Annotated in this window: 14 protein-coding genes; 7 read left to right on the top strand and 7 right to left on the bottom strand. The window is 72.3% G+C overall.

Translation table 11 applies throughout. The annotated features are described in order from the left end of the window. The first annotated feature begins 27 nt into the window (after positions 1 to 27). The gene (locus ACFVVX_RS04035; protein ID WP_387941113.1) at positions 28 to 915 is read left to right on the top strand and encodes a phosphate ABC transporter ATP-binding protein; all 888 of its coding nucleotides are present in this window, start codon (positions 28 to 30) and stop codon (positions 913 to 915) included. A 63-nt stretch (positions 916 to 978) separates the two neighbouring features. Here ACFVVX_RS04035 and ACFVVX_RS04030 read toward each other — a convergent pair whose 3' ends face one another. From ACFVVX_RS04030 to ACFVVX_RS04020, 3 genes are all read right to left on the bottom strand, one after another. Next, positions 979 to 1,812, bottom strand: a complete 834-nt coding sequence (locus tag ACFVVX_RS04030; RefSeq protein WP_387941111.1) for an HAD family hydrolase — start codon at positions 1,810 to 1,812, stop codon at positions 979 to 981. Between the two features lie 64 nt (positions 1,813 to 1,876). Beyond that, positions 1,877 to 2,815 carry a hypothetical protein gene (locus ACFVVX_RS04025; RefSeq protein WP_387941109.1) on the bottom strand — a complete coding sequence of 313 codons (939 nt, stop codon included), beginning with the start codon at positions 2,813 to 2,815 and terminating at the stop codon, positions 1,877 to 1,879. A gap of 75 nt (positions 2,816 to 2,890) precedes the next feature. Further along, positions 2,891 to 3,427 carry a hypothetical protein gene (locus tag ACFVVX_RS04020; RefSeq protein WP_387941107.1) on the bottom strand — a complete coding sequence of 179 codons (537 nt, stop codon included), beginning with the start codon at positions 3,425 to 3,427 and terminating at the stop codon, positions 2,891 to 2,893. A gap of 470 nt (positions 3,428 to 3,897) precedes the next feature. Here ACFVVX_RS04020 and ACFVVX_RS04015 point away from each other — a divergent pair, with 470 nt between their 5' ends. The 4 genes from ACFVVX_RS04015 (at position 3,898) to ACFVVX_RS04000 (ending at position 7,341) form a co-directional block, all read left to right on the top strand. Continuing rightward, the gene (locus ACFVVX_RS04015; protein ID WP_387941105.1) at positions 3,898 to 5,103 is read left to right on the top strand and encodes an acyltransferase family protein; all 1,206 of its coding nucleotides are present in this window, start codon (positions 3,898 to 3,900) and stop codon (positions 5,101 to 5,103) included. Positions 5,104 to 5,171: 68 nt separating this feature from the next. Continuing rightward, complete coding sequence (locus tag ACFVVX_RS04010; RefSeq protein WP_387941103.1) at positions 5,172 to 6,032, top strand: LysR family transcriptional regulator; 861 nt, start codon at positions 5,172 to 5,174, stop codon at positions 6,030 to 6,032. 68 nt (positions 6,033 to 6,100) lie between these two features. Continuing rightward, the gene (locus ACFVVX_RS04005; RefSeq protein ID WP_387941101.1) at positions 6,101 to 6,382 is read left to right on the top strand and encodes a YciI family protein; all 282 of its coding nucleotides are present in this window, start codon (positions 6,101 to 6,103) and stop codon (positions 6,380 to 6,382) included. Between the two features lie 59 nt (positions 6,383 to 6,441). After that, positions 6,442 to 7,341, top strand: a complete 900-nt coding sequence (locus ACFVVX_RS04000) for an MBL fold metallo-hydrolase (RefSeq protein WP_387941099.1) — start codon at positions 6,442 to 6,444, stop codon at positions 7,339 to 7,341. Positions 7,342 to 7,419: 78 nt separating this feature from the next. On the opposite strand, the gene ACFVVX_RS03995 is transcribed toward ACFVVX_RS04000, so the two are convergent. The 4 genes from ACFVVX_RS03995 to ACFVVX_RS03980 all read right to left on the bottom strand — a co-directional run bounded on the left by ACFVVX_RS03995 (position 7,420) and on the right by ACFVVX_RS03980 (position 9,787). Further along, positions 7,420 to 7,821 carry a DNA-binding protein gene (locus ACFVVX_RS03995; protein ID WP_387941098.1) on the bottom strand — a complete coding sequence of 134 codons (402 nt, stop codon included), beginning with the start codon at positions 7,819 to 7,821 and terminating at the stop codon, positions 7,420 to 7,422. Beyond that, on the bottom strand, positions 7,818 to 8,066 hold the full coding sequence (locus tag ACFVVX_RS03990) for a hypothetical protein (protein WP_387941096.1): 249 nt from the start codon (positions 8,064 to 8,066) through the stop codon (positions 7,818 to 7,820). Before ACFVVX_RS03990 ends, ACFVVX_RS03995 begins: the two co-directional genes overlap by 4 nt. A 129-nt stretch (positions 8,067 to 8,195) precedes the next feature. Continuing rightward, positions 8,196 to 9,440 carry a hypothetical protein gene (locus tag ACFVVX_RS03985; RefSeq protein ID WP_387941094.1) on the bottom strand — a complete coding sequence of 415 codons (1,245 nt, stop codon included), beginning with the start codon at positions 9,438 to 9,440 and terminating at the stop codon, positions 8,196 to 8,198. Positions 9,441 to 9,472: 32 nt separating this feature from the next. Beyond that, positions 9,473 to 9,787 (bottom strand): hypothetical protein, encoded by a 315-nt coding sequence (locus ACFVVX_RS03980; protein WP_387941092.1) that lies wholly within the window; start codon positions 9,785 to 9,787, stop codon positions 9,473 to 9,475. A 79-nt stretch (positions 9,788 to 9,866) separates the two neighbouring features. Here ACFVVX_RS03980 and ACFVVX_RS03975 point away from each other — a divergent pair, with 79 nt between their 5' ends. After that, complete coding sequence (locus tag ACFVVX_RS03975; RefSeq protein ID WP_387941090.1) at positions 9,867 to 10,754, top strand: LLM class flavin-dependent oxidoreductase; 888 nt, start codon at positions 9,867 to 9,869, stop codon at positions 10,752 to 10,754. A gap of 84 nt (positions 10,755 to 10,838) precedes the next feature. Further along, on the top strand, positions 10,839 to 11,462 hold the full coding sequence (locus ACFVVX_RS03970) for a hypothetical protein (RefSeq protein ID WP_387941088.1): 624 nt from the start codon (positions 10,839 to 10,841) through the stop codon (positions 11,460 to 11,462). Positions 11,463 to 11,544: the final 82 nt, after the last annotated feature.

Below are 11,544 nucleotides of genomic sequence, written 5' to 3'. Positions count from 1 at the left end.
AGGACCGTACCGATGACGGATGTACCGATGACCGACGCACCCCTGCTCGACACGTTCGGCCCGCACGACCAGTTCGGTTCCGCGGCCGAGACCACGCTGACGCTGCCGCCCGTGCCCCCGGTGGACCCGTCCGGCGCCCCGCTGGCCGGGCTGGAGACCCGCGACGTCTCCGCCTGGTTCGGCTCGCACAAGGTGCTGGAGCGGGTCTCGCTCGGCATGCCCGCAGGGGAGGTGACCGCGCTGATCGGCCCGTCCGGCTGCGGCAAGTCGACCTACCTGCGGATCCTCAACCGGATGCACGAGATGGTGCGCGGCGCCGCGCTCGCCGGCGAGGTGCTGCTGGACGGCGACGACGTGTACCGGCCCGGGCGGCGGCCCGCCGAGGTCCGGCGCCGGATCGGCATGGTGTTCCAGCGGCCGAACCCGTTCCCGGCGATGTCCATCCAGGACAACGTCTCCAGCGGGCTGAAGCTGGCCGGCATCAAGGTCTCCAAGGAGGAGCGCGAGCACCTGGTGGAGTCCAGCCTGCGCCGGGCCGGGCTCTGGGACGAGGTGGCCACCCGGCTGCACACCCCCGGTGGCGCGCTCTCCGGTGGCCAGCAGCAACGGCTGTGCATCGCACGGTCGTTGGCGGTCTCGCCGGACATCCTGCTGATGGACGAGCCGTGTTCGGCGCTCGACCCGACCTCCACCCGGCGGGTCGAGGAGACCATCGCCGAGCTGCGCGGCCGGCTGACGATCGTCATCGTCACCCACAACATGCAGCAGGCGCAGCGGGTCTCGCAGTCCTGCGCGTTCTTCCTGGCCACCCACGACACCCCGGGCCGGATCATCGAGGCCGGGCCGACCGCGCAGCTGTTCGGCAGCCCGCGCGACCAGCGGACCTCGGACTACGTCAACGGCCACTTCGGCTAGTGCGGCCCTAGGTCAGGGCGCCCTTTCGGGGCCCTGGGGCCGCAGGGCCCCGGGGCTCTGCGGCTACCGCGCCAGCAGGGTCTCCAGCACCGCCGCGACGCCGTCCTGCTCGTTGCTCACCGTGTGCAGCGGCACCGCCGCCAGCACCTGCGGGTGGGCGTTGGCGACGGCGTACGCGGTGCCGGCCCAGGCCAGCATCTCCAGGTCGTTCGGCATGTCGCCGAAGGCCACCACCTCGCTCCGGTCGATCCCGCGCCCGGCGCACCAGCGGGCCAGCGTGCTGGCCTTGGTGACGCCGGGCGCGCTGATCTCCAGCAGCGGGACGGGCGCGGACCGGGTGATCTCGACCAGGTGTCCGGCCGCCTCCCGGGCCTCGCCCAGCAGCTTGTCCGGGTCGAGGTCCGGGTGCTTCGCGAGCAGCTTGAACAGCCCCCGCACCGGGCCGCCGGGGCCCAGCAGCTCCTCGGCCGGGCCGATCGGGTGGTCCTCGTCCGAGCCCCACATCCGCAGCTCGTAGCCGGGCTCGCGGGCGAACCCGGCGGGGTACTCGAAGGCGAACGAGGTGCCGGGCAGCTTGGCCCGCAGCAGCCCGGCCACGGTGAGCGCGGTGTCGGCCGCCAGCGGGAAGGACTCCAGCAGCTCGCCGCGCCGCACGTCGACCACCGCACCGCCGTTGGAGCAGATCGCCACGCCGTGGCCGCCGATGTGCGCGCTGACCTGCTGCATCCAGCGCGGCGGCCGCCCGGTGACGAACACCACCTGGACACCGGCGTCCTCGGCGGCGGCCAGGGCCGCCGCGGTGCGTTCGCTGACGACGCCACCCGCGCACAGCAGCGTGCCGTCCAGGTCGGTGGCGATCAGACGGGTGGGGCGGGGCGGTACGGGCTGGCTGGTCACCGGTCCATCTTCGCCTACCGCCGCCGGGAGGTCACCGTCGCGGCGGCCTCCCGGCGGCCGGGGCTCAGCCGACCCGGAGGGTCAGCCCGACGGTGTGCAGGGTGCCGCCGGTCTGGAACTGCAGGAACAGCCGCCAGTCCCCGGCCGACGGCAGCTCGGCGTGGAACGGCAGGGTCGGGCCGCCGGTGCCGCCCGCCTCGGCCTTCGCCTCGGGGTGCAGGTGCGCGAAGGCCTGGTCACCGGCGTGGAAGGCGGTCAGGTGCGCGTAGGTCTCCAGGTAGGGCTGGAGGTCGGTGACCGGCCTGCCGCCCCTGCTGACGGTGACCTTCAGCTCGCCCGCCCGGCCGGCGACCGGGGCGCCCTCGACGGCCACCGTGTAGCCGTCCACGGTCGCGCTGCCGGTGGCGGCCGGCAGCGCGGCCTCGGCGGCCGCGCCCTCGCCGGGGACGTCCAGCGTCCGGCTGAGCACCAGACCGGTACCCCGGCCGGGGCCGCTGTCCGGGACGAAGGAGGCGTAGACGCGCCAGGTGCCGGCGGCGAGGGCGGCGAGCGGGGCCGTCCAGGTGCCGTCGGCGGCCATCTCGGGGTGCAGGTGCTGGAAGCCGGTCAGGTCGGAGCGGACCGCGTAGAAGTGCATCCGCTTGGTCTGGTCGGTGCCGAAGGCGGTGAGCGGCCTGCCGTCCGGGCCGGTGACGGTGAACCGGTACTCGGCGGGCGCGCCGGGGGTGAGCGCCGCGGTGGCCGCGTCGAGGCGGTAGCCGTTCTGCTCGGCGGCCGGGGCCGCGGCCGGCGCCGCTGCGGTGGGCTGTCCGGCGGCGTCGGCACCGGCGCCGGGCGTCTGGTGGCCCTGGTGGTTCTGGTGTCCGGCGGCGGTGGCCGACGGCGCGCCGCCGGAGCCGTGGTCCATGCCGCTCATCGCGGTGGAGCCGCAGGCGGTCAGGGCGGCCGCGAGGACGGCGGCGCCGGCGGTGCGGGCCAGGGAGCGGGTGTCGAGGAACGTCACGAGAGGTGTCTTTCGGTGGGTACGGACAGGACGCGGTGCACCGGCCCCCTTCCGGGAGGGCCGGCACGGGTCCGGTCAGTTCCGCGCGACGCCCAGCAGGAGCAGCAGCCGCCGTCCGGCGGCGGGGGGCGCCCGGGGCCCGTCCGCCGGGCGCGGGTGCGGCCCGGCGAGGGCGGTGGGCTGGGTCGCACCGACGGCCGGGACCGCTCCCCCGGGTGCGGGCACCCCGGCGCCGTCGCGGCCCCGGTGCGCCACACAGGAGTCGGCCGCGGCGGTGGTCCGGAGCTCGCCGCCGTGCGCCCGCGGCCCGTCCGGCCTGTCCAGCCTGTTCGGCCTGTCGTCCGGCCCGTGCAGTCCGTCCGGTCTGCCCGGCCTGTCCGGCGCGTGCAGCCCGTTGTCCGGCCCGGCCGGGGTGCCGTGCTGCCGGTGCGGATCGGCGGCGGCCCTCCAGGCTTCCGTCGGGGCCTCCGTCGGGGCCCCCGTCGGCCGCGGCTCGTGGCAGCCGCCCGCCGAGGTGGGCGAGCCGTGCATCAGGAACAGTCCGGCCAGCAGCGCGCAGAGCAGCAGCAGTCGGGCCACCGCCCGCCCCCGCGTCCGTCCGCCGTCCGTCATCACCCGGCAGACGATACCCCCAACCCGTATCCCGTCCCCGTCTGTTTCGGCCCTCGGTACAACATTTCCGGCCGATTCACCCCCACCCGGGGTGTCCTGCCCCCGCCCCCGGGGCAGAAATGCTCTCGGCCACCCCGTCGGCAGGAAGTGCCATGCCAACTCGCCAGCTCAGAGACGAGCGCCCACCGACCGACCCGGACGACCTCCGCGATCCACGAGACCCGCGCGACCCGGTCCTGATCGGCGACATCATCGCCGACACCCTCGCCGAGATCGCCCGCCGCGCCGCCCCCCTGGAACCGCGTCAATTCCCCGCCCAGCGCACTCGCCCACACCCATAACCAGACAATCCGAGCATCATTCGAAATCGACTTCGGATGTACACACAGCGCCGCTAGGATCGCGGCGCTCAACCGCCGTTCCGACACATCCCGGTGTCGGAGGCAGCGCGGATCATTCCGAAGGCCACGATGACCGAGAAGCTCGCCCTCGCCGGGGACCGCACCCCGGCGACGCCGTCCGCGCCGGACGCACTGGATGCACCGTCCGCCGCAACCCCGGCCCAGCACCGCCGTTCCGGGGCGGACTCCCACGACGGCTCCCGTCCCCGGGGCGGGCCCGCGACGCCCCGGGCGCCGCGCATCCTGGTCCTCGACGGACTGCGGCTGGTCGCGGCGCTGGCGGTGCTCCTCTTCCACTACCTGGCCGGATCGGGCGACATCCCCTGGCAGCGGACCGCGGTGGACCTCTTCCCCACCCTGCACCGGATCGCCGAGTTCGGCTGGCTCGGGGTGGTCTTCTTCTTCATGATCAGCGGCTTCGTGATCTGCATGTCCAGCTGGGGCAAATCGGTCCAGGACTTCTGGCGGGGCCGAATACTGCGCCTGTTCCCGGTCTACTGGTTCGCGGTCGTCCTCGGTACCGTCGTCGCCCGCTTCGGACCGCACACCCCGAACGAGCCGCGGATCACCGTCAGCCAGATGCTGACCAATCTGACGATGCTCCAGGAGCCGTTGAAGACGCCCCTGGTGGACAACGTCTACTGGACCCTCTGGGTCGAGCTGCGGTTCTACATCATCTTCACCGCGGTCGTGGTGCTCGGCACCGGATACCGCCGGGTCGCCAACTTCTGCTGGATCTGGGCGCTCGGCTCCGTACTGGCGCCGATCTCCGGGATCCCGCTGCTCGACGTGCTCCTCGCGCCCCTCTGGGCACCCTTCTTCATCGCGGGCATCGCCTTCTACCTGCTCCGCCGCGAGGGCCGGCTCACCGGCGAACTGCTCGGTCTGCTCGCCCTCACCTGGCTGCTCGTCCAGCACAACCTGCCGGCGGTCATGGCGGCCGAGGGCCACGGCATCAACTGGAAGATCTGCCTGACCGCCGTCACCGCGATGTACGGCCTGATGGCCCTCGTCGCCCTCGGCAAGCTGGACCGCGTCCAGTGGCGCTGGCTGCCCGTGGCGGGCGCGATCTCCTACCCGCTGTACCTCATCCACCAGTCCACCGGTGTCCGGTACATCTGGCGCTGGAACGAGACCCTGGGTGCCTGGACGACCCTGCTCTCGGTGACCGCGGCCATGGTCCTCGCCGCCTGGCTGGTCCACCGCCTGGTCGAACGCCCCGCCACCCGCCTGCTGCGCCGCCTGACGGCGCCGTCCCCCGCCGACCGCACCTGACCCGCCCGCGGCGGACACCCCCGGGGGCGCAGGGCTGCCCGGGACGATGGCGAGTGGGGAGGTGACCCGTGGAACTGCGGCAGCTCAGGTACTTCTGCGCCGTCGCCGAGGAGGAGAACCTCGGGCGGGCGGCGCAGCGGCTCGGCCTGCGGTCCCCGTCGTTGAGTCAGCAGATCCGCGCGCTGGAGGCCGAGTTCGGGGTGCCCCTGTTCGCGCGCTCGCCGGCCGGGATGACGCTCACGGCCGCGGGCGCGGCACTCCTGCCCGAGGCGCGGGCGGCGCTGGCGGCGGCGGAACGCGGCCTGCGCGCCGTGGCGGCGGCGGCTTCGGCCGCGCGGGTGTGGACGGTGGGCGTCCCGCCGGGCGTACCGTCCGACCTGCCGCGACGGCTCCGCGCGGTCGCCCGGGAGGCCGGTGTGGAGCTGGTGTTCGAGGACGTGGGCTCCGCCGAGCAGCTCGCGCGACTGCGCCGCCGGGAGTTGGACTGCTGCGTGCTGACACTCCCGGTCGACACGGACGGACTCGCGTCGGTGGTGGTCCACGACGAACCCCTGGGCGTCCTGCTGTGCCCCAAGCATCCACTGGCCGGCCGCGACACGGTCGGCTGGGCCGAGTTGGAGGGGCAGGAACTGCTCTGGTTCCGCCGGGAGTCGGCCCCCGGCTACCACGACGCCGTACTGGCCGCCTGTCACGCGGCCGGGTGGCGGCCCGCCCTGCGCACCGTGGCTCCGCGCCGGGCGCTCCTGCTGGCCGAGCTGATCTCGGGCGACCCGGTGGTCGCACTGCGGCCCCGACCCGCCGCGGAGGAACCGGGGCTGACGTGGCGTCCGCTGGCGCAAAACCCGCCCCGGCTGCGCCTGGCCCTCGCCTGGCCGAGTGACGAGGCTCACTCCAGGCTGCGCGCGATCGCCCGCACCCTGGCGTGTTAGGCGGCGCCTCAGCCGCGTGAGGCGCTGCCTCGTGGACGGCCCGCGGTGAACAGGCGTTACCTGCACGCATGTTCATTTTGCTGCTGACCTACCGGGACGGAGTGCTCGACCGGCTCGACGCACTGCTGCCGGAGCACTACGCGTACGTCGACCGGAACATCGCCGCCGGCATCTTCCTCCTGACGGGACGCCGGGTGCCGAGGACCGGCGGCGTGATCCTGGCCCGTGCCGACAGCCGGGCGACGATCGAGAAGGTCATCACCGAGGACCCGTTCCTGCGCACCGGCGCCGTCGCCTACGACGTCATCGAGATCGAGCCGACGCGTTCCGCGCTCCCCGGCCTCCTCTAGGCCCTGCCCGGTCCTGTCTGTTCCCGCCCGAACCCAAGCCCAAGGATGTGGATTTCACCATGGTTCTGCCCGCACCCCGCGCAGAGATCACCATCGGCACCACGACGGTCACCTACCTGCCCGACGGCCACGGGTGGCTCGATCCGGCCGCGATCTTCCCCGACAGCCGCCCGGACGGCTGGGCCACCCACGCCGAGTTCCTCGACGGCGAGGGCCGGTTCCCGGTCAGCATCGGCTCGTTCCTGATCCGCACCGCGGAACGCGTCGTCCTGGTCGACCTCGGCCTGGGCGCCGTCGACTTCGCGGTTCCCGGGATCGCGGAGTTCAAGGGCGGCGAGCTGCTGGCGTCTCTCGCCGCCGAGGGGCTGACACCGGCGGACGTCGACACCGTCGTCTACACCCACCTGCACCACGACCACGTGGGGTGGACCAGCAATCTCGCGCCGGCACCCGACCTTCCCGCCGGTGCGCGGCTCACCGGGCTCACCTTCGCCGGGGCCCGGCACCTGGTGCACGAGGCGGAGTGGCGGCACTGGGCGGACAAGGGCGCCTTCCCCGGCCCGGACGCCGCCGCGGTACAGGCCCCGCTCGCCGACCGGATCGCCTTCGTCGGCGACGGGGACGAGATCGCCCCGGGCGTGCGCGTCCTGGCCACACCCGGACACACCCCCGGCCACAGCAGCCTCGTCGTCACCGACCCCGGCGGCGGGAGCGACCAGCGGCTGGTCATCCTCGGCGACGTCATGCACTGCCAGGTGCAGGTCGCCGAGAGCCACTGGGCCTTCGTCTTCGACGTCGACCCCGAGCAGGGCGTGCGCACACGCGAACTGCTGCTCAAGGAACTGGAGGACGAGAACACCCTGCTGGCCGGCGGCCACTTCGCCGGAAGCGTCTTCGGCCGGGTCCTACCGCCGGTGACCACCCGCGCCTGGGCCTCGCACAGGAGCCGGGCACGCTGATGACCGCAGTCATGCCTTCACCCATCACAGGCTGACCTGCGACGATGCCCGGTTCGAGCACCGGGTGGCAGTCGTGGATCAGAGGGCGATGAGCAGTACTCGGCTTCCACAGAGCTTGGCCATGTCATCGACATCCGACGTGAGGATGGCGACCGGCCCCGGCTGTCGCAGTGCCATCTCGGCGACGGTCGCGTCGATCGCGTACTTGTGGCCGTGCAGTCCGGCCTGCTTCAGCAGTGCGGCCGCGGCCCTGGCGGCCTGCTCGGTGACCGCCTCGACCTTGACCTGGGAGAGCACCCAGTTCAGCCGGGAGGTGTTCACCCGTGCGTGCATGACTTCCACGATGGTGTTGGCGCAGACCACCAGATCGGCCGCCATGGAGTGGAAGGAGTGGATCATCGCGAGCGTGCCCCGGTCCTGCGAGATCCAGGCTGAGAGCCCCTGGGAATCCAGCACGACTGTCTCAAGGCGGTTGTTCATGCAGCGCTCGCCGGATTCTCGCGTGCCGCCGAGTCGAGGATCCTGGCCTGCGCGGCCGCCAACTCCTCGTCGGTGAAAGCACCGTGCTCATCCTCGTAGCGGCGCAGTTCCTCGCCAAGCAGCTGGTGCCGGATCTGTCGGGCAACCGCCTCGGCCACGTAGCCGGAGACGTTGTCGGTGAGCCTCTTGAGCTCGGCCACCTGCTCGGTCGGCAGGGTGACCGTGATGCGGGTAGTGGCAGACATGAGGCAAGCATACTCCGGTATGTTCCGCAGTGCGTAGGAGCGGCCGCAGCGCCGGCGGAGGAGCTTGCATAAGCTGAAGGCTGGCTTGCATCTTGTGCAAGCAGCCACCCTGGGAGCCGCAATTCACTCCTACGGGTGACCTGACCTATGCGGCGTGGGCCGAGCCCTGGTGAGCTTCGGCCGTCGACCGCCGGCGGCGAGTTCGCTCAGTCGCTCGCCGATCACGGACACGCCGGGGCGGGGCTCCTGCTCGTAGTACCAGGGCTTCCGCCGACGCAGCAGTTCCTCACCGTGCTCGGCCCAGACGAAGCCCGGTTTCCGCAGCAGCTTCCGGAACACCGCGTCGACCGTCTCCGGGTGGGCGGCGGCCAGCCGGCGGATCGGCAGCGGGGCGATCGACTCCTCGCGCAGGTACACGCGCAACAGGTCCTGGTGCTGCCTGCGGCCCGCCGGGGTCGGGTCGGCGAAGAGGGCCCGCAGCATCCCGTAGTCAGCGTAGAAGTTGAGCCCGTCGACCTCGTCGTAGATGACGCCGATGGTGTCCGAATCCGCGAGGGCTTGCGGCAGTTCGAAGGCCGGCAGGTCGATTCCCGGCAGCCGCCTGCCGCGGGCCCGGTCGGGGTGCTCGGCGACCGCACCCTCCTGTCGGTGCCGGTAGTAGGCGTTGAGCCGCTCCTCGACCTCGGCCGGGGGAAGGATCAGTTCGTCGCTGCCGCAGAACTTGACGAACGCGGCCCGGTCCGCCCGCATCGACTCCCATCCCTGCGCGATCTTCTCGGGGTTGCGGAAGACCAGTGCGGGGTGGCTGGTGGCCAGTCGGAGCGCAGTGCGGGCGATCTCGGCGGCGCTGGACTTCGGGTAGGACGACATCGCCCCGGAGACCAGCCACACGCCCTCGGCCGAGAGGACGGGCACCAGGCAGGTGAGGAGGAACCCTCCCTTGGACACTCCACGGAAGGCCGCCCGCCCGACGTTCGAGTACGTCCGGTACTCCAGGTCGTCGACCAGGTTCAGCAGGACGACGGCGTCCCCGTCCTTGCGCTGGACCTCGAAGATGCCCTCGACCGGGTCACGCCAGCCGAGCAGCAGCGCCCGATCGGCTTCGCTCAAGTCCCGCCGTCCGGCAACGAACCTGTCCACCACCGTCGAACCGTCCGGCAGGCGGTACCGCAGGATGAAGTTGTCGGTGATCCGGATCGCCGTGCCCTCGTCCAACAGCCGCTCGGGGCCGGCCGCCTCCAGGAGGAGCGGCGTCAACCACTGGTCGAAGCGCGGGCCTTGGGCGAAGGCGACGAGTTCGCCCTTCAGTTCGGCACTTCGCTCGATCAGGCCTCGCAACGACACCTCGTCCTCACTCCGCACGACAGCGGTCATGCGAGCCCTCCCTGTCTCGAAGATTCCGGCGCTCACTGCGCCCAGTAATAGCGGTACGCCTCTACCCACTCAGCTCCGTCCGGAGCCGGGTCCGGCAGCGGAAGGTCCAGCAGCCCGATCGTCTGCCGGAATCCGCTGCGGGTGCACAGGGCGACGATTCTGCCTTCCTGCGAGAGGTCGACGCCGCGCACGGTCACCTCGACGCCCAGCACTGTGGTGCTGAACGGCACCGCCAGGTGCTCCTCGACGGCGGCGAACAGAGCCGACATCTCCTCGTGCTCGTCGTAGGTGTCGACCGTCGCTTCCTCGACCAACGCGGCCAGTTCGCGCCTGCTCAACGTGCTCATGGCGCCACGCTAACCGACCTGCCCGCGCCGTATCGCGAGTGTTCCCAAGCACTGTCGAGTACGCGCGTATCGTCACTGCATGCGCTTGAGTACCGTTATCCTCCCCATCCACCGGTGGAGCGAGGGGCAGAAGATCTGGCAGCGGGCCGAGGAGCTCGGGTTCCATGCCGCCTACACCTATGACCACCTCTCCTGGCGGTCGTTCCGGGACGAGCCGTGGTTCGGGGCGGTCCCGACCCTCACCGCCGCCGCGACGGCGACCGAGCGGATCCGGCTGGGCACGCTGGTGACCTCGCCGAACTTCCGGCACCCGGTGACGCTGGCGAAGGAGATCGTGTCGCTGGACGACGTCTCGGGCGGGCGGCTGACGCTCGGGATCGGGGTGGGCGGCACGGGATTCGACGCGACGGCGATGGGGCAGGAGGCGTGGTCGCCGCGGGACCGGGCGGACCGGTTCGGGGAGTTCCTGCCGCTGCTGGACGAGCTGCTGAGGAACGACTCGACGACGCGCGAGGGCACCTACTACTCGGCGGTCGAGGCGCGGAACATCCCCGGCTGCGTGCAGACGCCGCGGGTGCCGTTCTACGTGGCGGCGACCGGGCCGCGCGGGCTGCGGCTGGCGGCGGAGTACGGGCAGGGCTGGGTGACGTACGGGGACCCGAAGGGGCCCGCGGACGTGCCGGTGGAGCAGGCCCCCGCGGTGATCGCGCAGCAGATCGGGAAGCTGACGGCGGCCTGCGAGGCGCAGGGCCGGGATGTCGCGACGCTGGAGAAGGTGCTGCTCCAGGGCTCGACCGCGGAGCGGCCGCTGGCCTCCCTGGACGCCTTCGTGGACTGGGCCGGGACGTACCGGGAGCTGGGGATCACCGAGTTGGTGGTCCACTGGCCGGTGCCGGACTCGATCTTCGCGAACGACCTGGCGGTGTTCGAGCGGATCGCCACCGAGGGCCTGGCACAGCTGGGGTGAGCGCGCGGTGGTGTCGGCGGGAGGCGCTACTCTTTCCGCCGCACACCATCATCTGATCGTTTGTCACACGGGGGTTCCTTCGTCATGCCTGTTCACCGGAGACTGCTCGGCGCCGGTCTGGCCGCCACCGCCCTGTTCGGCCTCGCCGCCTGCGGGCCGGACAACTCGTCCGACCAGGCCGGCGGTTCCGCCAACACGCCCGCCGCTCCGGCTGCTACCGCTCCGGCCCCCTCCGGGTCCGGGTCCGGGTCCGGCAAGCCCGCCGGCACGGCCGCGCCGACCGGTGGCAAGAGCTCCGGCCCGGCGGCGGGCGGCAAGCCGTCGGCGGATCCGAGCGAGCCGGAGGGCTTCTGCGACGCCCCGCCGCTGCCCGCCGGCCAGAAGTGGATCTACCCGGCGAAGGGCACCACCGCGACCACGCTGGTCTACAAGGACACCAAGACGGCGTGCGGCGTCAACGACGTGGTCTTCGAGCCCGTCGGCGCCGACAAGACGGCCCCCTTCGCGCCCACCGCCAAGGGCCACCTGAACTCGGTGCTGGCGAAGTCGAAGGACGTCAACGCCGCCGACCTGGTGAAGCACATCAACGAGTGCATCGCCGACCCCACCAGCACCAAGGGCTTCTACCCCTGCTCGGGCGGCGACTACAAGGTCGCGATCGACGCCTCCGGCAAGGTCGTCGAACTGACCGAGCGCGCCCATTCCTGAGCCGGTGAACGGCCGCGGGTGACGGCTGCACGAACACGGGGGAACGGGCGGGTCGGCACGGGGCCGACCCGCCCGTTGCGGT

The organism is Kitasatospora sp. NPDC058170, from assembly GCF_042883905.1.
Lineage (GTDB): Bacteria > Actinomycetota > Actinomycetes > Streptomycetales > Streptomycetaceae > Kitasatospora.
This window is presented reverse-complemented; position numbering and strand designations above follow the sequence as displayed.

Excerpts from the sequence above, each read along its gene's own strand:
- ACFVVX_RS04035 (WP_387941113.1), top strand. The coding sequence starts at position 28 with ATGACCGACGCACCCCTGCTCGACACGTTCGGCCCGCACGACCAGTTC.
- ACFVVX_RS04020 (WP_387941107.1), bottom strand. The coding sequence starts at position 3,427 with ATGACGGACGGCGGACGGACGCGGGGGCGGGCGGTGGCCCGACTGCTG.
- ACFVVX_RS04015 (WP_387941105.1), top strand. The coding sequence starts at position 3,898 with ATGACCGAGAAGCTCGCCCTCGCCGGGGACCGCACCCCGGCGACGCCG.
- ACFVVX_RS04005 (WP_387941101.1), top strand. The coding sequence starts at position 6,101 with ATGTTCATTTTGCTGCTGACCTACCGGGACGGAGTGCTCGACCGGCTC.
- ACFVVX_RS04000 (WP_387941099.1), top strand. The coding sequence starts at position 6,442 with ATGGTTCTGCCCGCACCCCGCGCAGAGATCACCATCGGCACCACGACG.
- ACFVVX_RS03995 (WP_387941098.1), bottom strand. The coding sequence starts at position 7,821 with ATGAACAACCGCCTTGAGACAGTCGTGCTGGATTCCCAGGGGCTCTCA.
- ACFVVX_RS03990 (WP_387941096.1), bottom strand. The coding sequence starts at position 8,066 with ATGTCTGCCACTACCCGCATCACGGTCACCCTGCCGACCGAGCAGGTG.
- ACFVVX_RS03985 (WP_387941094.1), bottom strand. The coding sequence starts at position 9,440 with ATGACCGCTGTCGTGCGGAGTGAGGACGAGGTGTCGTTGCGAGGCCTG.
- ACFVVX_RS03980 (WP_387941092.1), bottom strand. The coding sequence starts at position 9,787 with ATGAGCACGTTGAGCAGGCGCGAACTGGCCGCGTTGGTCGAGGAAGCG.
- ACFVVX_RS03975 (WP_387941090.1), top strand. The coding sequence starts at position 9,867 with ATGCGCTTGAGTACCGTTATCCTCCCCATCCACCGGTGGAGCGAGGGG.
- ACFVVX_RS03970 (WP_387941088.1), top strand. The coding sequence starts at position 10,839 with ATGCCTGTTCACCGGAGACTGCTCGGCGCCGGTCTGGCCGCCACCGCC.